Source organism: Streptomyces sp. NPDC052040 (genome assembly GCF_044548405.1).
Classification (GTDB): domain Bacteria; phylum Actinomycetota; class Actinomycetes; order Streptomycetales; family Streptomycetaceae; genus Streptomyces.
Genome location: NZ_JBIUBV010000011.1, coordinates 114521 through 132591, shown reverse-complemented (window position 1 = coordinate 132591; position 18071 = coordinate 114521). Strand labels below are relative to the sequence as shown.

The 18071-nt window shown below is 72.0% G+C and carries 15 protein-coding genes; 10 read left to right on the top strand and 5 right to left on the bottom strand.

Features of this window, described 5'->3' with window-relative positions:
• Positions 1-70: 70 nt before the first annotated feature.
• Positions 71-1696: a penicillin-binding transpeptidase domain-containing protein gene (locus ACIHAA_RS22120; protein WP_399819702.1), complete on the bottom strand. Its 1626-nt coding sequence runs from the start codon at positions 1694-1696 to the stop codon at positions 71-73.
• A gap of 208 nt (positions 1697-1904) precedes the next feature.
• Here ACIHAA_RS22120 and ACIHAA_RS22115 point away from each other — a divergent pair, with 208 nt between their 5' ends.
• A complete protein-coding gene (locus tag ACIHAA_RS22115) occupies positions 1905-2780 on the top strand; it encodes an META domain-containing protein (RefSeq protein WP_399819700.1) in 876 nt (291 codons plus the stop codon).
• Positions 2781-2863: 83 nt separating this feature from the next.
• Here ACIHAA_RS22115 and ACIHAA_RS22110 read toward each other — a convergent pair whose 3' ends face one another.
• On the bottom strand, positions 2864-4603 hold the full coding sequence (locus ACIHAA_RS22110; RefSeq protein ID WP_399819698.1) for a dolichyl-phosphate-mannose--protein mannosyltransferase: 1740 nt from the start codon (positions 4601-4603) through the stop codon (positions 2864-2866).
• 62 nt (positions 4604-4665) lie between these two features.
• Between ACIHAA_RS22110 and rsmI the strand changes: the two genes are divergently transcribed.
• From rsmI to ACIHAA_RS22075, 7 genes are all read left to right on the top strand, one after another.
• On the top strand, positions 4666-5538 hold the full coding sequence (gene rsmI / locus ACIHAA_RS22105; RefSeq protein WP_399819697.1) for a 16S rRNA (cytidine(1402)-2'-O)-methyltransferase: 873 nt from the start codon (positions 4666-4668) through the stop codon (positions 5536-5538).
• A gap of 471 nt (positions 5539-6009) precedes the next feature.
• Complete coding sequence (locus ACIHAA_RS22100; protein ID WP_399819695.1) at positions 6010-6465, top strand: hypothetical protein; 456 nt, start codon at positions 6010-6012, stop codon at positions 6463-6465.
• 79 nt (positions 6466-6544) lie between these two features.
• Complete coding sequence (locus ACIHAA_RS22095) at positions 6545-7426, top strand: TatD family hydrolase (protein ID WP_399819693.1); 882 nt, start codon at positions 6545-6547, stop codon at positions 7424-7426.
• 252 nt (positions 7427-7678) lie between these two features.
• Complete coding sequence (locus ACIHAA_RS22090) at positions 7679-9025, top strand: ubiquitin-like domain-containing protein (protein WP_399819691.1); 1347 nt, start codon at positions 7679-7681, stop codon at positions 9023-9025.
• Between the two features lie 61 nt (positions 9026-9086).
• On the top strand, positions 9087-10013 hold the full coding sequence (gene rsmA / locus ACIHAA_RS22085) for a 16S rRNA (adenine(1518)-N(6)/adenine(1519)-N(6))-dimethyltransferase RsmA (protein ID WP_399819689.1): 927 nt from the start codon (positions 9087-9089) through the stop codon (positions 10011-10013).
• Positions 10014-10910 carry a 4-(cytidine 5'-diphospho)-2-C-methyl-D-erythritol kinase gene (locus ACIHAA_RS22080; protein WP_399819687.1) on the top strand — a complete coding sequence of 299 codons (897 nt, stop codon included), beginning with the start codon at positions 10014-10016 and terminating at the stop codon, positions 10908-10910. It begins immediately after the preceding gene.
• A gap of 85 nt (positions 10911-10995) precedes the next feature.
• Positions 10996-12324: an acyltransferase gene (locus tag ACIHAA_RS22075; RefSeq protein WP_399819685.1), complete on the top strand. Its 1329-nt coding sequence runs from the start codon at positions 10996-10998 to the stop codon at positions 12322-12324.
• A gap of 16 nt (positions 12325-12340) precedes the next feature.
• Here the strand turns inward: ACIHAA_RS22075 and ACIHAA_RS22070 are convergent, their stop codons facing one another.
• The gene (locus ACIHAA_RS22070) at positions 12341-12934 is read right to left on the bottom strand and encodes a Uma2 family endonuclease (protein WP_399819683.1); all 594 of its coding nucleotides are present in this window, start codon (positions 12932-12934) and stop codon (positions 12341-12343) included.
• Between the two features lie 157 nt (positions 12935-13091).
• Here ACIHAA_RS22070 and ACIHAA_RS22065 point away from each other — a divergent pair, with 157 nt between their 5' ends.
• Both ACIHAA_RS22065 and ACIHAA_RS22060 read left to right on the top strand, forming a co-directional pair.
• Positions 13092-14894, top strand: coding sequence for an ABC-F family ATP-binding cassette domain-containing protein (locus ACIHAA_RS22065; RefSeq protein WP_399819681.1), 1803 nt, complete (start codon positions 13092-13094; stop codon positions 14892-14894).
• A 328-nt stretch (positions 14895-15222) separates the two neighbouring features.
• The gene (locus tag ACIHAA_RS22060) at positions 15223-15915 is read left to right on the top strand and encodes a LuxR C-terminal-related transcriptional regulator (RefSeq protein WP_399819679.1); all 693 of its coding nucleotides are present in this window, start codon (positions 15223-15225) and stop codon (positions 15913-15915) included.
• 100 nt (positions 15916-16015) lie between these two features.
• Here ACIHAA_RS22060 and ACIHAA_RS22055 read toward each other — a convergent pair whose 3' ends face one another.
• Positions 16016-16324 (bottom strand): hypothetical protein, encoded by a 309-nt coding sequence (locus ACIHAA_RS22055; protein ID WP_399819677.1) that lies wholly within the window; start codon positions 16322-16324, stop codon positions 16016-16018.
• Positions 16325-16345: 21 nt separating this feature from the next.
• Positions 16346-18046 (bottom strand): sodium:solute symporter family protein, encoded by a 1701-nt coding sequence (locus tag ACIHAA_RS22050; protein WP_399819675.1) that lies wholly within the window; start codon positions 18044-18046, stop codon positions 16346-16348.
• Positions 18047-18071: the final 25 nt, after the last annotated feature.

The following is an 18071-nucleotide window of genomic DNA, read 5'->3' as shown; positions in this document are numbered from 1 at the left end:
GGGCCCCCGTGCCCTCACGTTCCCCAACGAGTTACCACCACACTAAAGTCCCGCACCGACAGCGCCGATGTCAGCCGCCGGTTCGTAGCACAGCTGCGACGATCGGGCCCGCCGCGTCGCCGCCGTGGCCGCCCTGCTGGGTCATCGCCGCGGCCGCCAGGTCGCCCCGGAAGCCGGTGAACCAGCTGTTGGACTTCGCCTGCCCGTCGACCTCCGCGGACCCGGTCTTCGCGCCGATGTCCCCGCCGAGTCCCGACATCGCCCGGGCCGCCGTGCCCTCGGTCGCCGTCAGCCGCATCATCGCCCGGAGTTGGGACGCCGTGTTCGACGGCAGGCCCTTGGCGGTGGCGAGTTGACGTCCGTCCAGCCGGGGGGAGACCAGATACGGCTGCCGGAAGGTGCCGGTGATCGCGGTGGCCGTCACCGAGGCCATGTCGAGCGGGCTCATCTGCACCTGGCCCTGGCCGATGGCGTTCGCGGCGCGGTCCGGGCCGGTGACGGCGGGCACGCTGCCGTCGAAGGAGACGATGCCCGTCTTCCAGTTGTTCCGCCCGAGCCCGAAGCGCTCCCCGGCCTCGTTCGTCAGGGACTCGTCCGTGAGCGGCTTCTCGTCGATCAGCTTCACGAACGCCGTGTTGCACGAGCGCAGAAAGCTGTTGGCGAGGGTCGCGTGCTCGTTCGGCGTCAGGCCCTGGAGGTTGGTGAAGGTCTGGCTCTGCCAGGTGGCCGCGGGCGGACAGGGCGCCGGACCGTTCATCGAGGTGACACCGTTGTCGATGAGCATCGCCGAGGTGATGATCTTCATCGTGGAGCCGGGGGCGAGCCGCCCCTCGAAGGCCGCGTTGAACTGGTCCGCCCGGTGGTTGGCGACCGCCAGCACCTGGCCGGTGCTCGGCTGCACCGCCACCACCGAGGACTCCGGGAAGTCCAGCACGGCCCGCTCGGCCGCCGCCTGCGCGCGGGCGCTGAGGGTGGTGCGGAGCTTGCCGGGGCTGCCCTTGGCGAGCGTCAGCAGGGTCCTGCCGGGGGTGTCCGCGGCGTCGTGCTCGACGGACAGCTCGATGCCCGGCTTCCCGCCCGCCCGGTCGCCGTACTTGGCGCGCAGGGCGTCCAGCACCGGGCCGAGGGACGGATACGTCCGCGGGGTCAGCTCCACCCCGTCGCGGTCCACCGCCTCGATCGGCGGGACCTTGGCCTCGCCGGTGACGAGCGTGTCGCCCTTCTTCAGTGCCGGGTGCACCACGGACGGCTGCCAGTCGACCAGCGCCCGCCCGGTGGTCTGCCCGCGCACGACCGTCAGCCTGCTGTCGTAGGAGAGCGGCTTGGACGCCCCCGCGTAGGACACCGTGGCCCGCACGGAGAACGGCACCGACGTCCCGCCGCGCTTCCCCGCCGTGATGCGCACCCCGGTGATGTGCGCGTTGCCGCGGTACGCCGACAGCAACGGCTCGGCGTCCGCGGCGTCATTGGTGTACGAGGCCGCCTCGTCCGCGTCCCCCTTCGCCCAGGCGGCGAGGAACGTGGCACTCGCCTCCTCGACCTCCGACGCCGACGGCGGCCCGGTCCGCACCGCGGCAGCCGAACCCCCACCCCCGCCATGGAGCCCCGACAGCACGTTGTACGCCCCGTACCCGGCACCCCCCGCGACCACCACGAACACCCCGCCGATCACGGCGGCCCCGACCCCCTTGCGCATGGCGCGCTCCCCTCCCCGTCGACCTCGCAGAGTAGGCGACGGAGGGTGAAGGTGTGATCACATCATTCGATTGTTGTCCGAACGGTGATCAGAGCCATGTCCCGTCCGGGAGAGGCGGTCACGTCCGCTGTGATCGGAGGGGTGGTCGCGGCAACTGCTGTGTCCCTGACGGGGCAACCCCGAAGGTGGGTCGGACGTCTGAGTCGGCATGCGTATGTACCGGACCGGCGCCATTCTCGGCGCACTGCTCGTCGCTCTGCTCACCGCCAACGCGTGCTCGCTCTGGGCGGAGAGCGAGGGGAAGGCCCCGGACCGGCCCACGCCGTGGACCATGCCGACCGGGCCGGGCGGTTGGGGCGGGCGGCTCCTGGGCGCACGCTGGCGGGTCGACTGGATCACGGTCGACGGGCGCAGCATCGGCGCACCGCCGGACGCCGGTGCATGGATCGAGTTCGGCTACGACAGCACGGTCGTGGGCGACTACGGATGCACGCCGTTCAAGTCGTCGGCCACGCTCACCGCCACGACGCTCACCGTCGGTACGGACATGTCGGGGGCGACGCCGGACGACGCATGTCCGGCGAAGGAGCGCGCCTTCGAGCAGCGGATGCGGAAGATCGTCACCGGCGGCCCCCTGGCGGTGGCCAAGCGGGTCGACACACTCTCGATCACCCTGAAGAACCAGCGGGGCGACTATGTCGCGCTGCAAATGATGCGGCCTCAGGGGCTCTTCGGAGCGCCGTGGAAAATCGAATATCTGGACGTCGACGACACCCCCATCGACATGGAGGCCCGCAAAGAGGTCTACTTCGTCTTCCACCGGGACGGCACGGTCACCGGGAAGGGAGGCTGCAACGGCTTCAAGGGCCGGGCCGTCTTCGCAGGCCAGCACGTCACGCTGTACCCGCTCACCCGGACCACGCACCGGACCTGCTCACGGAAGATCATGTCCCAGGAGGACCGCCTGTTCGACCAGGGCCCGCGCACGTTCTGGGTCGCTGCCACGCCCGACATCTCCTTCGTGGACCGCACCAGCCCCGACGGCCTCACCTACAACTTCAGCCGGTGGACCGGCACACCCTAGATTCAAAGTCGGCCCGGCTCGTCGGCCAACAGCGAACAAGGGGGCGCGGCAGATTGCCGCGCCCCCTTGCTGCGTCCGCCCGGCTACACCCAGGTGTCCAGCCACATCCGCGCCCGCCACTGGTCGATGGGGATCGCCGTGCCGGTGTAGATGGGCCAGAAGTAGATGAAGTTCCAGGCGATCAGCAGGACCAGGACGCCCGCGCCCGCGGCTCCTGCCACGCGGCGGCGTTCGTCCGAGCCGGGGGGGCCGATGATGGCGCCGGCCAGCATGGCCACCGCCAGGCACAGGAACGGGACGAAGACGACCGCGTAGAAGTAGAAGATCGTGCGCTCCTGGTAGAGGAACCAGGGCAGATAGCCGGCCGCGATGCCGCAGGCGATCGCGCCCGCCCGCCAGTCCCGGCGGAAGGCCCAGCGCCACAGGACGTACACGACCGCGAAGCAGGCCGCCCACCACAGCAGCGGGGTGCCGAGGGCCAGGACCTCGCGGGCGCACTTCTCGCCCGCGTCCGTGGGACAGCCGGACTGGCTCGGGGCCGGGGACTCGTAGAAGTACGAGACCGGGCGGCCCACGACGAGCCAGCTCCACGGATTCGACTGGTAGGTGTGCGGGGACGACAGGTGGAGGTGGAAGAGGTAGACCTCGTGCTCGTAGTGCCACAGGCTGCGCAGCCAGTCGGGCAGGAAGGTCCAGCTGCCGCCCTTGCCGTCGGTGGCCGCCCAGTTGCGGAAGTAGCCGCCCGAGCCGTCGGCCGGGGAGACGATCCAGCCGATCCAGGAGACGAGGTACACGGCCAGGGCCACCGGGACCGTCGCGAGGAAGGTGAGGCCCGTGTCACGCCTGAGGACGGTCAGCCAGGGGCGCCGGGCACCCGCCACCCGGCGTGCGCCCACGTCCCACAGGACCGCCATCACGCAGAACGCGGCCAGGATGTAGAGGCCGTTCCACTTGGTGCCGATGGCCAGGCCCAGCATCAGGCCCGCCGCCCAGCGCCAGGGACGCCGGCCGAGACGGATGGTCTCGGCGGTGTGCGCGTCGGGGCGCACCCGGCCGTCGGCGTCGGCCGGCAACGCGGCGGCCAGTCTCGCGCGTGACCGGTCGCGGTCGACCAGCAGACAGCCGAAGCCCGCGAGCACGAAGAACTCCAGGACGCCGTCCAGCAGCGAGGTGCGGCTCATCACGAACTGGAGCCCGTCCACCGCCATCAGCCCGCCCGCCAGGCAGCCGAGGAAGGTCGAGCGGAACAGGCGCCGCCCGATGCGGCACAGCAGCAGCACCGCCAGCGTGCCGAGCAGCGCCGTCATGAAGCGCCAGCCGAAGGGGTTGAACCCGAAGATCAGTTCGCCGAGGCCGATGACGTACTTGCCGACCGGCGGATGCACCACGTACGCGGCATCCGTGGGGACCGCCACATGGCCGCTGTGCTGGAGGATCAGGTCGTTGGCGTTCTTGGCCCAGTTCGCCTCGTAGCCGTTGTGGACCAGGGCCCAGGCGTCCTTGGCGTAGTACGTCTCGTCGAATATCACCGCCCGGGGGCTGCCCAGGTTCCAGAACCGCATCAGCCCGGCGAGCAGGGTCACCAGCAGCGGGCCGCCCCACCCCGACCAGCGTGTGATCCGGTCGGCGGCCCCCCGGCCCAGGCCGAGCGCCGCCCAGATGCGGGGGCTGGGCTCGCTGTACGGCGGCACCAACCGGTCGCGGACATCGCTTCTCGGCGGCGCCGTGTATCCGAACCGGCGCAGCCGCTGCTGCCACGTCGGCCGCTGGTCTGCGCTGGCCTGGCTCTGCCGGGTGTCCGTGGAGGACGCGGTACTGGTCACCGCGCCATCGTAGGGAACACGTCTGTGTGAGTCCCGTGCATGGCGCCTGCGAGGATGGAAACGTGACAGTAACGCCCGGAACCCTGGTCCTCGCCGGCACCCCGATCGGGGAGATCGCGGACGCGCCGCCCCGGCTCGCCGAGGAGCTGGCCACCGCCGATGTGATCGCCGCCGAGGACACCCGCCGCCTGCGCCGCCTCACCCAGGCACTGGGGGTGCAGCCGGCCGGACGCGTCGTGTCCTACTTCGAGGGCAACGAGTCCGCCCGTACCCCGGAGCTGGTCGAGGCGCTGACGGGCGGGGCGCGGGTGCTGCTCGTCACCGACGCCGGGATGCCCTCGGTGTCCGACCCCGGCTACCGCCTTGTCGCCGCCGCCGTGGAGAAGGACGTCCGGGTGACCGCCGTGCCGGGCCCGTCCGCCGTGCTCACCGCGCTCGCGCTGTCGGGGCTGCCCGTGGACCGGTTCTGCTTCGAGGGGTTCCTGCCCCGCAAGGCGGGCGAGCGGCTGTCACGGCTGCGCGAGGTGGCCGACGAGCGGCGCACCCTCGTCTACTTCGAGGCCCCGCACCGGCTCGACGCCACCCTGGCCGCCATGGCCGAGGTGTTCGGTTCCGGCCGCCGGGCCGCCGTCTGCCGTGAGCTGACCAAGACCTACGAGGAGGTCAAGCGCGGCCCCCTGGGCGAGCTGGCCGAATGGGCCGCCGAGGGCGTCCGGGGCGAGATCACCGTGGTGGTGGAGGGCGCCGGGGAGCCGGACGCCGGGGAACTGGACGCCGCCGAGCTGGTGCGCAGGGTCCGGGTCCGGGAGGAGGCGGGGGAGCGCCGCAAGGAGGCGATCGCCGCGGTCGCCGCGGCGGCGGGCCTGCCGAAGCGGGAGGTCTTCGACGCGGTGGTCGCCGCGAAGAACGCGGACGGGGGCGGATCCGGCGCGTAGTCACGCGTGGGAACGCGTAGGAACGCGTGGGATCGGGCGCTCGGGATCGCGTAGGAACGCGTGGGAACGGGTCCGCAGGAACGCGTGGGAGCGCGTGGTCAACGGTTGGCGCGTGGCTGATTCTGATGGGTGGGGGCCGGGGAGGGTCAGGTGTCCGGGGCGGCCTCCCGCGGGGCGGCCGCATCCCCCGCACCCCCTCTGAGCAGGGAGCATCTCCCATGAGCGCGCGCCCCATGGCCGGGCAAAAGGCTGGCGTGGAAGGCAAAGGGGTCGCGCCGCCATCCGGGGCACTTTGGCAAGCAAGCCCCAAATCGGCTCCAACACTCGACAGGCCCCTGTGCCTTCGCGCTCGTGAAGGCGTCCACTGGGGTGCAGGGACGCACCCGTCCCTCGCCCCCAGTGGGAACGTGCGGGATTCCGGGGGAACCCCGCCCACGGAGGGCGCTTGTCCAGCGGACAAGAGGAGCTGGCATGAGTGAGATCGCAGGGCGGACCGGCCAGGTCGCAGCGGCCGGTGACGCCACCGGGCAGTACGACCGGGGGGCGGCGACCGCAGTCGTCCACGAGTCCTATTCCTTCGCCTGCATGCGCTGCGGGCACGGCTGGGAGCAGTCGTACGAGATAGAGCACCACCTCGACGGTGACGGCCAGGAGTTCGTCATATATGTGGCGGGCGGCCATGTGGTGCCGTCGCCGCTCAGCCGTCCCACCTGCCTGAACTGCGACAGCCATGTGGTGCGCATCATGCGTCCCGGCCAGGTGTCCTCCGCGCAGAACTCCCTGCACCGGCACGGCCGCCGGGCCGCGGGAGCCGTGGGCGACGGCCTCGACGAGCCCCGGACGGAGCCCGGGGAGCGCAAGGACGAGCACCACTGGCATCTGTCGGACCTGTTCCACCCGCTGTTCCACCACCGCAAGGCGGGCTGAGCCCGCGCGGGCGGTCCGCCGGGCGGTCCACCGGGATCGGCCTTTCCGGGGAGGCATGCCCCTTCCGTAGGATCGGGGCATGCCTGCCCCCGCGTCTGACAAGCATGTGCCGCCGCCGCTGCCCGAGCCCCTCGGTGTCGCGGTCGCCGACTCGCACACCCATCTCGACATGCAGTCCGGCACGGTCGAGGAGGGCCTCGCCAAGGCGGCGGCGGTCGGCGTGACGACGGTGGTGCAGGTCGGCTGCGACATCCAGGGCTCGCGCTGGGCCGCGGAGACCGCCGCCGCGTACGACGCGGTGCACGCGGCGGTGGCCCTGCACCCGAACGAGGCCCCCCGCATCGTGCACGGGGACCCGGACGGCTGGTCCCGGCAGGTCTCCCGGGAGCCGGGCGGTGACGCGGCCCTGGACGAGGCCCTCGCCGAGATCGACCGGCTTGCCGCGCTGCCGCAGGTCAAGGGCGTCGGCGAGACCGGGCTCGACTACTTCCGCACCGGGCCCGAGGGCAAGGCCGCCCAGGAGCGCTCCTTCCGCGCCCATGTCGAGATCGCCAAGCGGCACGGCAAGGCGCTGGTCATCCACGACCGCGACGCCCACGCCGATGTGCTGCGCATCCTCAAGGAGGAGGGCGCTCCGGAGCGGACCGTCTTCCACTGCTACTCGGGCGACGCGGCGATGGCCGAGATCTGCGCCCGCGCCGGGTACTTCATGTCCTTCGCCGGGAACGTCACCTTCAAGAACGCCCAGCCGCTGCGCGACGCGCTCGCGGTGGCCCCCCTGGAGCTGGTCCTGGTGGAGACCGACGCGCCCTTCCTGACGCCCGCGCCCTACCGGGGGCGGCCCAACGCGCCGTACCTCGTCCCGGTCACCGTCCGGGCGATGGCCGAGGTGCGCGGCATCGGGGAGGACGTCCTCGCGGCGGCCCTCGCGGACAACACCGCACGCGCCTTCGACTACTGACCGCCTTCGGCTGCTGAGCGCGCCACGCCGCACCGCCCACCGCGCATGTGCTGACCGCGCACCGTCGCGGCGACGCCGCTGACCGCACCGCCGACCGCGCCGCGCATGCCCGCGACGGCGGGCGCCCACCAGGGTTGTCATGGTCGCCGCCCCCGGGCGTGTCGCGACACCGCGTGACGACGTTGCTTTGGAGAGTGACGACCAGCCGCTAGGTTGGATCGCCCGTTTCGGACTTCTCTGGAGCGTGTCGTCGTGAGCAACCGGCAATACCCGCCGTACCGGGCGTACGGCCCGAGACCGGCGTACGAGGACCACGACCCGTACGGCCGGATGTGCCAGGACACCTACCGGGCCTCCTACGAGGCCTGGGCCGCTGCCGCGGCACGCGCCGCCCGGGTCCCGGGACCGCTGCTGCGGCCGCCGGGCGAGGCCATAGAGCCGGCGGAAGCGGACCCACGGGCCGGGGGGCGCCCCCCGGCCCGGCACGCGGCACGGCGCGGCGCACGCGCCCAGACCGTGCGCCGTCTGCTTCCGCAGGCGCTGGTGGTCGCCTTCCTCGCCGGAGGCACCACGGCGTTCATCGCCAAGGACAAGGCCGTCGAACTGACGGTGGAGAGCAGGCACCGCACCCTGCACACCTTCGCCGACGACGTGGGCGGCATACTCGCCCGGCAGGGCGTGCGGATCGGCCCGCACGACGTGGTCGCACCCGCCCCCGGCACCCCCCTCGCCAGCGGCGAAGAGGTCACGGTGCACTACGGACGCCCGGTCTACCTCACCCTCGACGGGCACCGGCGGCAGGTGTGGACGACGGCCCGCACGGTGGACGGAGCACTCCAGCAGCTCGGGGTACGGGCCGAGGGCGCCTACGTCTCGACCTCGCGCTCCCTGCCGATCCGCCGGGAAGGGCTCGCGCTGGACGTCCGCACCGAGCGCACCCTCACGGTCCTGGCGGACGGACGGCCCCGCACGATCCGCACCAACGCCGCCACCGTCCGGGAGGCCGTCGCCGAGGCCGGGATCACCCTGCGCGGACAGGACACGACCTCCGCGCCGCCGGACAGCTTCCCGGCCGACGGGCAGACCGTCACCGTGCTGCGGGTACGGGGATCCCGGGAGGTCCGCGAGGAACCGATCCCCTTCGCCGTACGGCGCACCAAGGACCCCGGCCTCTTCCGGGGCACCGTGCTCGTCGCCCGCGCCGGACAGCCGGGCACCCGGCGGGTGACCTATGTGCTGCGCTCCGTCAACGGCGTACGGCAGCGGCCGCGCCGGATCGGGGTCGAAGTCGTCGAGAGGCCCACCGTGCAGCTCGTCCGGGTGGGCACCCGGCGGCGCCCGCAGTCGGTGTCCGGCGCGGAGAACCTCGACTGGCACGGGCTGGCCTTCTGCGAGTCCCGGGGCCGGCCGGGCGCCGTCGATCCGTCCGGCGCCTATGGAGGCCTCTACCAGTTCGACCGGCGCACCTGGCACAGCCTCGGCGGCTCCGGGCGCCCGCAGGACGCCCCGGCCGAGGAGCAGACCTACCGCGCCAAACGGCTCTACGTCAGCCGGGGGACCAGTCCCTGGCCGCACTGCGGGCCGCGGCTGTACCGGTGAGCGGGGGCGGGCGGCGCGGAGGCGGACACGGGCGCCCCGCGCCGCCCCGTACCCTTGGTCCGTGAGCAGCTCCACCCCCGACGCCCTGCTGGGCCCCGCCGACATCCGTGAACTGGCGGCGGCCCTCAACGTGCGCCCCACCAAACAGCGCGGTCAGAACTTCGTCATCGACGCCAACACCGTGCGCCGCATCGTCCGCACCGCCGGGGTGCGCTCCGACGACGTGGTGGTGGAGGTGGGGCCGGGACTCGGCTCGCTGACGCTGGCCCTGCTGGAGGCCGCCGACCGGGTCACCGCCGTCGAGATCGACGACGTGCTGGCCGGGGCGCTTCCCTCGACCATCGCCGCCCGGATGCCCGAGCGCGCCGACCGGTTCGCGCTGGTGCACTCCGACGCCCTGCACATACGGGAGCTGCCGGGCCCCCCGCCCACCGCTCTCGTCGCGAACCTGCCCTACAACGTCGCCGTCCCCGTGCTCCTGCACATGCTCGACACCTTCCCGAGCATCGAGCGGACGCTGGTGATGGTGCAGTCCGAGGTCGCCGACCGGCTGGCCGCCGCACCCGGCTCCAAGGTCTACGGCGTGCCCTCGGTCAAGGCCTGCTGGTACGCCGACGTCAAGCGCGCCGGAGCCATCGGGCGCAATGTCTTCTGGCCCGCCCCGAACGTCGACAGCGGGCTCGTCTCGCTGGTCCGGCGGACCGAGCCGGTGCAGACCACCGCCTCCAAGGCGGAGGTGTTCGCGGTGGTGGACGCGGCGTTCGCACAGCGGCGCAAGACACTGCGGGCCGCGCTCGCCGGCTGGGCGGGCTCCGCGGCCGCCGCCGAGGCCGCGCTTGTCGCCGCCGGTGTCTCACCCCAGGCACGCGGGGAGTCCCTCACGGTCGAGGACTTCGCCCGCATCGCCGAGGCCGCGGCACCGCGGGCGGCACGGCAGCAGCCGACCGCCGCGCCCCGCACCGGTTCCCGCACCGAGGAGTCCGAGTAAGTGAGCGTGACGGTCCGCGTACCGGCCAAGGTCAATGTGCAGCTCGCGGTGGGCGCCGCCCGCCCCGACGGCTTCCACGGCCTGGCCAATGTCTTCCTCGCCGTCGGCCTGTACGACGAGATCACGGCGACCCCCTCCGCGGGCGGCCCCCGGATCACCTGCTCCGGGCCGGACGCCGCCGAGGTCCCGCTGGACCGCACCAACCTGGCCGCCCGCGCCGCCCTCGCGCTCGCCGGGCGGTACGGGCTGGCACCCGATGTGCACCTCCACATCACCAAGGACATCCCGGTCGCGGGCGGCATGGCGGGCGGCAGCGCCGACGGTGCCGGGGCGCTGCTGGCCTGCGACGCGCTGTGGGGGACGGGCGCCTCCCGCGCGGAACTCCTCGACATCTGCGCCGAGCTGGGCAGCGATGTGCCCTTCAGCCTGGTGGGCGGGGCGGCCCTGGGCACCGGGCGGGGCGAGCGGCTCACCCCGCTGGAGGTCGGCGGCACCTTCCACTGGGTGTTCGCGCGGGCGGCCCGTGGACTGTCGACCCCGGCCGTCTTCCGGGAGTTCGACCGACTCACCGAGGGCCTGCGGATCCCCGAGCCCGTCGCCTCGCAGGACCTGCTCGACGCCCTGGCGAAGGGCGACCCTGAGGCACTCGCGGCGACGGTCTCCAACGACCTCCAGCCCGCCGCGCTGTCCCTCTTCCCCGAGCTGGCCGACACCCTCGCCGCGGGCCGCGCGGCGGGCGCGCTGACCGCACTGGTGTCGGGCTCGGGCCCCACCACGGCGTTCCTCGCGACGGACGCCACCGCCGCGGAGGACATCGCGCGGGCCCTGACGGCCTCGGGCACCTGCCGCTCGGCACGGGTGGCCACGGCACCGGCCCCCGGCGCGACCCTCGTCTGAGCCGCCCCGCAACCGGCCGTACTCAGAAGCCGGTTGAGTACGAGCGCGCTGCCGCGGCACCGGGCCGCCGCGCGACCGTACCGCCATGCGACCCAGTGAACTCGCCGCCGCCACACCGGAGTCCCGCGACCGGTACGCCGATCTGCTGAGGGCCGGCTCCCTCGGCACCGTCGTCCTCGGACACTGGCTGATGGCGGCCGTGTCCCAGGACGCCGCCGGACACGTCCGGGTGGGCAACCTGCTCGCCCTCCAGCCCCGTTTGCAGGTGCTGACCTGGTTCCTTCAGGTCATGCCGGTGTTCTTCTACGTGGGCGGCTTCGTCCACGCCCGCTCCTGCCGTTCGGCACGGCGCCGGGGCCCCGGGTCCTACCCGGTCTTTCTGCGCGCCCGGCTGCGGCGGCTGCTGCGCCCCACGGCCGTGTTCACCGCGGTGTGGGGCGCGGTGGCGCTTGCCGTCCAACTGGCCGGTGCGGACGGCGGGTTGATCGACATCGCGCTGCGACTGGTGGCGCAGCCGCTGTGGTTCGTCGGGATCTATCTGGCGATGGCCGCCCTCACTCCGCCGCTGCTCCGGCTCCATGAGCGCTGGGGCTGGGGCGCGTTCGCCGCGCTCGTCGCCGCCGCCGCGGCCGTCGACGTACTCCGCTTCGGACTGCGCGTCCCCGGCGTCGAGTTCCTCAACTTCGCCCTGGTCTGGCTCGCGGTCCACCAGCTCGGATTCCTCCGCGCGGACGGCATGATCCGCCGCCCGGCCCTGCTCGCCGGAGCCGGTCTGACGGGAGCGGTACTGCTGGTGGCGTACGGGCCCTATCCGCTGTCCATGGTGGGGATGCCCGGGGAGAAGATCTCCAACATGGCGCCGCCCACCCTGGCGCTGCTGTGCCACGGACTGTGGCTGGTCGGCGCGGTGGAACTGCTGCGCGGGCCCCTCACCCGCCTGCTGCGCCGCCCCCGGGTCTGGCGCGCGGTGGTCACGGCGGGCGGGGTCTCCATGACCGCCTTCCTGTGGCACCTCACGGCGATGCTCGGCGTCTACGGGGCGCTGCTGGCGGCGGGTGTCCGCATCCCGGATCCCGGATCGGCCGGATGGTGGCTCCAGGTACCGTTGCGGATCGCGGCCGCCGCGGCGCTCACCGCGCTCCTGGTGGCCCTCTTCCGTACCTTCGAAAAACCCTCGGGCGTACGGGAGTCCGGTGCGCCGCGCGCCTGGGCGGGACCCGCCGCCGCGCTCGGCGCCACCCTCAGTCTCCTCGGGGTGCTCGCCCTGTCGATGGTCGGCTTCGGCGGACTCCTCGAAGGCCGCACCGCACTGCTGATGGCTGTCCACGTGACCGCCCCCGCGGCCCTGGCGATGACCTTCACGGGCTGGCTCCTGGTCGACCGCGCGGGACGCGACCGAAACCGAACCGGGTGACCCGGCCCGGGTCACGTCAGAGGACGTCGATGGCGGTCAGGTCGATGTCGATGGGGTAGGGCTGCTCGACCTTGATCCGTTCTCGGTGCATGCCCATGTGCACGTATGCCTTGGTGAGGGGGTCGAGTTCGTAGACGTGAACGACCGGGTTCTCGTCCGTCCCGCTCTGCTCGACCCGCCAGAAGTTCGGGATCCCGGCAGCGGCGTACTTCTGCGGTTTGGTCGTGCGGTCGCGGGACGCCGAGCTCGGGGAGACCACCTCGACGGCCAGGAGCAGATCCTCGGCCTTGTAGCTCGTCCGGTCCCGTCCCGTGACGGCGTCCGCCCGGATGACGCAGACGTCCGGTTCGGGTCCGTTGCGCGCATCGAGGATGACGGTCATCTCCCGGCGGATCCTCAACTCCGGCGGAACCGTGCTGCGCAGCCCGTGAACCAGCAGGTCGATGACGATGCTGTGGAAATCCCGCTGCGGACTCACGAAAACCAGGCTCCCGTCGATCAACTCGGTGTGCGGCGGGAGATCCGGCAGTGTGAACAGGTCATCCACGGTGTAGCCGTCCTGTGGCGGCACCGGCCACTGGACTCGGTGCTCGACGGGCTCGGCGGTCATGGTTCCTCCCATGGACGGGATCCTGCTGCCTGTCCTCCAAGGTAGCGGTCGCTTGTGGATCACGTCATCACAAAGAGTGACGAATGCCTCGCGCACCGCCCCCCGTCCCCGAGGCCCTAGGCTTGAAGGCTGACCGACCCCCCTGCGCAGGAGTGAAATGGCCGTCAACCTGGTCAATGTCGAGAACGTCAGCAAGGTGTACGGCACCCGTGCCCTGCTCGACGGGGTGTCCCTCGGCGTGTCCGAGGGTGACCGGATCGGGGTCGTCGGACGCAACGGCGACGGCAAGACCACCATGATCCGGATGCTCGCCAGGCTGGAGGAGGCCGACACCGGCCGGGTCACCCACTCCGGCGGGCTGCGCCTCGGCGTGCTCACCCAGCACGACTCCCTGGACCCCGCGGCCACCGTCCGGCACGAGGTCATCCGGGACATGGCCGACCACGAGTGGGCGGGCAACGCCAAGATCCGGGACGTGCTCACCGGCCTGTTCGGCGGGCTGGACCTGCCCGGCTTCCCGCAGGGCCTGGACACCGTCATCGCCCCCCTGTCCGGCGGTGAGCGCCGCCGTATCGCGCTCGCCAAGCTGCTGATCGCCGAGCAGGACCTGATCGTCCTCGACGAGCCCACCAACCACCTCGACGTCGAGGGCATCTCCTGGCTCGCCAGCCATCTGCGCGAGCGCCGCTCCGCGCTGGTGTGCGTCACCCACGACCGGTGGTTCCTGGACCAGGTGTGCACCCGGATGTGGGACGTGCAGCGGGGCCGGGTCCATGAGTACGAGGGCGGCTACTCGGACTATGTCTTCGCCCGGGCCGAGCGCGAGCGCATCGCCGCCACGGAGGAGGCCAAGCGGCAGAACCTGGTCCGCAAGGAGCTGGCCTGGCTGCGGCGCGGCGCGCCCGCCCGCACCTCCAAGCCCCGCTTCCGCGTCGAGGCCGCCAATGAGCTGATCAAGGACGTGCCGCCGCCGCGGGACAGCAGCGAGCTGATGAAGTTCGCCTCCTCCCGGCTCGGGAAGACCGTCTTCGAGCTTGAGGACGTCACGGTGCAGGCCGGTCCCAAGGTGCTGCTCAAGCACATCACCTGGCAGCTCGGCCCCGGCGACCGCATCGGCCTGGTCGGGGTGAACGGCGCGGGCAAGACCTCCCTGCTGCGGGCGCTGGCCGACGCCGCCCGCAGCGACGGGGAGAAGCAGCCCGTCGGCGGCCGGGTCGCCGTGGGCAAGACCGTCAAGCTCGCCTACCTCTCCCAGGAGGTCGCCGAACTCGACCCGTCCTTGCGGGTGCTGGAGGCCGTGCAGCAGGTCCGCGAGCGGGTCGACCTCGGCAAGGGGCGCGAGATGACCGCGGGCCAGCTCTGCGAGACCTTCGGCTTCACCAAGGAGAAGCAGTGGACCCCGGTCGGGGACCTGTCCGGCGGTGAGCGGCGGCGGCTCCAGCTGCTGCGCCTGCTCATGGACGAGCCGAACGTGCTGTTCCTCGACGAGCCCACCAACGACCTGGACATCGAGACCCTCACCCAGCTGGAGGACCTGCTCGACGGCTGGCCCGGCTCGATGATCGTAATCTCCCACGACCGGTTCTTCGTGGAGCGCACCACCGACCGGGTGTTCGCCCTCCTCGGCGACGCCACGCTGCGGATGCTGCCCCGGGGCATCGACGAGTACCTGGAGCGGCGCCACCGGATGGAGGAGGCCGTCGCGGCGGCCTCCCCGGTGGCCGCGGCCGCCAAGCCCGCGGTCTCGGCCGCCGACACCCGGGCCGCCAAGAAGGAACTCCAGCGGATCGAACGGCAGTTGGACAAGATCTCCCAGCGGGAGAGCAAGCTGCACGAGCAGATCGCCGAGTCCGCCACGGACTTCGAGAAGGTGGCCGGTCTGGACGCCGAGCTGCGCGAACTCGTGGGCGAGCGCGAGGAACTGGAGCTGCGCTGGCTGGAACTCGCGGAAGACGCCTGACCTGGCCCCGGGCCGTACTGCCGTGCTGCCGGACCCGGCAGCACGGCAGTACGCCCCGGGTGATCGGCGCGAAGGCGTGCGCGGGCGCGCGCGATGCGGGCCTCGCTCCTGTTCGGGGGCGGGGCCCTGCCCGTACCCCTCATCAGGCGCGTATGGGCGGGATTTCGGTAATCCGGGATGCTTCTCACCGGTAAGGGAAGCGCGACGTCGAACAAGCGTGTAGCTTCCGGGGACATGAAGGGCGGGGAGATGTGCCGGGGGGCCTCTGTCCGTACGGGCCGGTGGGCATCCATCGTGGGCATCCACGGGGGGACTGGGGGGTTGCTCGATGGGAGTGCGGCTCATGGTGGTCGACGACCACCGACTGCTCGCCGAGGCGCTGGCCTCGGCGCTGAAGCTGCGGGGGCACCGGGTGCTCGCCGCGGCCGCGCCCGCCGCGGGGGCGGCGGAACTGGTGATCAGCAGGGCGCCGGAGGTGTGTCTGCTGGGCACGGCGGCCCCCGCCGAGCCGGGGGTCTTCGACCCGGTGGTGCGCATCAAGCGGGAGCGTCCGCAGGTGGCGGTGCTGGTGCTCGGGCCGGTGCCGAACCCGCGGGGCATCGCGGCGGCGTTCGCCGCGGGGGCCGCGGGCTATGTGCGGCACGACGAGCGCATCGAGGGTGTCGAGCGGGCGATCATGAAGGCGCGGGCGGGGGAGGCGGCGGTGGCGCCGCAGCTGTTGCAGGGCGCGTTCAGTGAGCTGCTCAACCCGGCGGCGCAGCCGGACGACGAGGGTCAGCGGCTGCTGGGAATGCTCACCCCGCGCGAGGTGGAGGTCCTGGTGCGGGTCGCCGACGGCGAGGACACCCGGCTGATCGCGGCCGGTATGGGAATAGCACCGTCGACGGCCCGCACCCATGTGCAGCGGGTCCTGATGAAACTGGGCGTCGGCTCCCGGCTGGAGGCGGCGGCACTGGCAGCCCGGACCGGGCTCCTGGACCGGGCGGCCCCGCCGCCCACCGCACCCGGAGCCCTTCGGTAGCCGGGTCCACCCCGCCCGCGGCCTCGGCCAAGGCCCGCCCGGCCGCCGCCGAGCGCACGGCCGGGGTCACGGCGAGTGGATCCCCGGCCGGTCGTCCCGGTCACTCGGACGTCTTCTCCTCCGCTTCCGGCGGGCTCGGCGGGGCCATCGGGCGCAGCTTGAGCCAGGCCAGGAAGAAGAGGCCGAGGAGCAGCATGCCCAGGCCCGTCCACAGGTTGATGTTGACGCCCTGCGCCTTGGCGATGTCGGCGTCGGAGGCCGTGAAGCCCGCGATCATGACGATCACGCCGTAGAGCAGGAACAGGCCGCCGATGATGCGGCGCAGGTCGAAGATGCGGGCGGCGGTGGCGGACTTGCCCTCCAGCTCGGTGACTTGGCGCTGGACGTCGTGCTCGGAGTACTCGGACATGGTCTTTCCATCCTCCCGCGGTCAGATCGAGAACGGGATGTAGCAGGCGGCGGCGAGGACGACCGCGCCCCAGCCGAGCAGGGCGGGCTTGCGGTACCAGGCGTCGTCGCCCGCGGCGGGCGGCTCGGTCAGCCCCGGGGACCGGGTGCCGTACACCAGCCCCTGAAGGCTCTCCTCCGGCTTCGGCTTGGTGAACAGCGACACGGCCACCATGACGACCGCCCCGGCGACGAATCCGGCGATCGCGGAGACGAAGTTGGCGCCCTGGTCGGAGGGGATGCCGATGATGCCGTGCTTGTAGATGACGAAGTAGTTGACCATCGCGGTCACGGTGCCGGCCAGCAGACCCCAGAAGCCGGACGCGGCGGACGCGCGCTTCCAGAACATGCCGACGATGAAGACCACGAACATCGGCACGTTGAAGAAGGAGAACAGCGTCTGGAGGTAGCTCATGATGTTGGAGAAGGAGGACGCCAGGAACGCGGTGCCGACCGACGCCAGTACGCCGATGGCGGTGATGAGGCGGCCGAAGCGCACGTAGTAGGCGTCCTCGCGGTCCTTGACCACGTACTTCGCCCAGATGTCGTTGGTGAACACCGTGTTGAAGGACGAGACGTTGGCGGCCATGCCGGCCATGAAGGCGGCGAGCAGCCCGGTCACCGCGATGCCGAGCACGCCGTTGGGCAGCAGCTCCTGCATCAGATAGGGGATGGCGTCGTTGTACTGGAGGCCGGAGCCGGAGGTGCCGATGTTCGGGACCAGGGCGGCGGCGACCAGGCCCGGGATCATCACCAGGAACACGATGAAGATCTTCGGGAAGGCGGCGATCAGCGGGGTGCGCCGGGCGGCGGAGAGGTTCTTCGCGGACAGGGCGCGCTGCACCTCGGCGAAGTTGGTGGTCCAGTAGCCGAAGGAGAGCACAAAGCCGAGGCCGAGGACGATGGTCAGCCAGTTGGCGCCCAGCGGGTTGGCGTGGCCGATGCCGGTGCCGCCCCACGCGGTGACGAAGTCATGGCCGTGGGCGGCGCTGAGCTTGTCGGTCAGCCCGTCCCAGCCGCCCGCCTTCTTCAGGCCCAGCACGGTGAGCGGGATGAGGGCCGCAAGGATCACGAAGAACTGGAGCACCTCGTTGTAGATCGCGGAGGACAGCCCGCCGAGGGTGATGTAGGCGAGGACGAAGAATCCGGCGACCACGATCGCCACCCACTGCGGCCAGCCGAGCAGCGCCTGGACGACGATCGCGAGGGCGTAGAGGTTCACCCCGGCGATCAGGATGGCGGCGAAGGCGAACAGGGCGGAGCTGAGCAGATGCGCCGACTTGTTGAAGCGGAGCAGCAGGAACTCGGGGACCGAGCGGACCTTGGAGCCGTAGTAGAAGGGCATCATCACCAGGCCCAGGAAGACCATGGCCGGGATGGCGCCGATCCAGTACCAGTGCACGGTGTAGGCGCCGTACTGGGCGCTGTTGGCGGCCATGCCGAGGATCTCGGTGGCGGCCAGGTTCGCCGAGATGAACGCCAGACCGGTGATCCAGGCAGGCAGGGACCGCCCGGAGAGGAAGAAGTCGAGGCTGGTCTTCACGGAGCGGCGGGCGGCGAAGCCGATGCCCAGGACCACGACGAAGTAGATCGCGAGGATCGCGTAGTCGAGTCCGTTGGTCGGGAGTCTGAGCCCGGCGGCCAGCACTGTGGGGCCGTCGGCCAAAGGAACGGGGATCTGCATGAGTACTCGCTTCGTTGCGTGAACC

What these genes read in the sequence shown, in the direction of transcription:
- ACIHAA_RS22100 (WP_399819695.1), top strand. Translation starts at nt 6,010, where the DNA reads ATGAGTGAGATCGCAGGGCGGACCGGCCAGGTCGCAGCGGCCGGTGAC.
- ACIHAA_RS22095 (WP_399819693.1), top strand. Translation starts at nt 6,545, where the DNA reads ATGCCTGCCCCCGCGTCTGACAAGCATGTGCCGCCGCCGCTGCCCGAG.
- ACIHAA_RS22075 (WP_399819685.1), top strand. Translation starts at nt 10,996, where the DNA reads ATGCGACCCAGTGAACTCGCCGCCGCCACACCGGAGTCCCGCGACCGG.
- ACIHAA_RS22120 (WP_399819702.1), bottom strand. Translation starts at nt 1,696, where the DNA reads ATGCGCAAGGGGGTCGGGGCCGCCGTGATCGGCGGGGTGTTCGTGGTG.
- ACIHAA_RS22115 (WP_399819700.1), top strand. Translation starts at nt 1,905, where the DNA reads ATGCGTATGTACCGGACCGGCGCCATTCTCGGCGCACTGCTCGTCGCT.
- ACIHAA_RS22055 (WP_399819677.1), bottom strand. Translation starts at nt 16,324, where the DNA reads ATGTCCGAGTACTCCGAGCACGACGTCCAGCGCCAAGTCACCGAGCTG.
- ACIHAA_RS22060 (WP_399819679.1), top strand. Translation starts at nt 15,223, where the DNA reads ATGGGAGTGCGGCTCATGGTGGTCGACGACCACCGACTGCTCGCCGAG.
- ACIHAA_RS22070 (WP_399819683.1), bottom strand. Translation starts at nt 12,934, where the DNA reads ATGACCGCCGAGCCCGTCGAGCACCGAGTCCAGTGGCCGGTGCCGCCA.
- ACIHAA_RS22050 (WP_399819675.1), bottom strand. Translation starts at nt 18,046, where the DNA reads ATGCAGATCCCCGTTCCTTTGGCCGACGGCCCCACAGTGCTGGCCGCC.
- ACIHAA_RS22065 (WP_399819681.1), top strand. Translation starts at nt 13,092, where the DNA reads ATGGCCGTCAACCTGGTCAATGTCGAGAACGTCAGCAAGGTGTACGGC.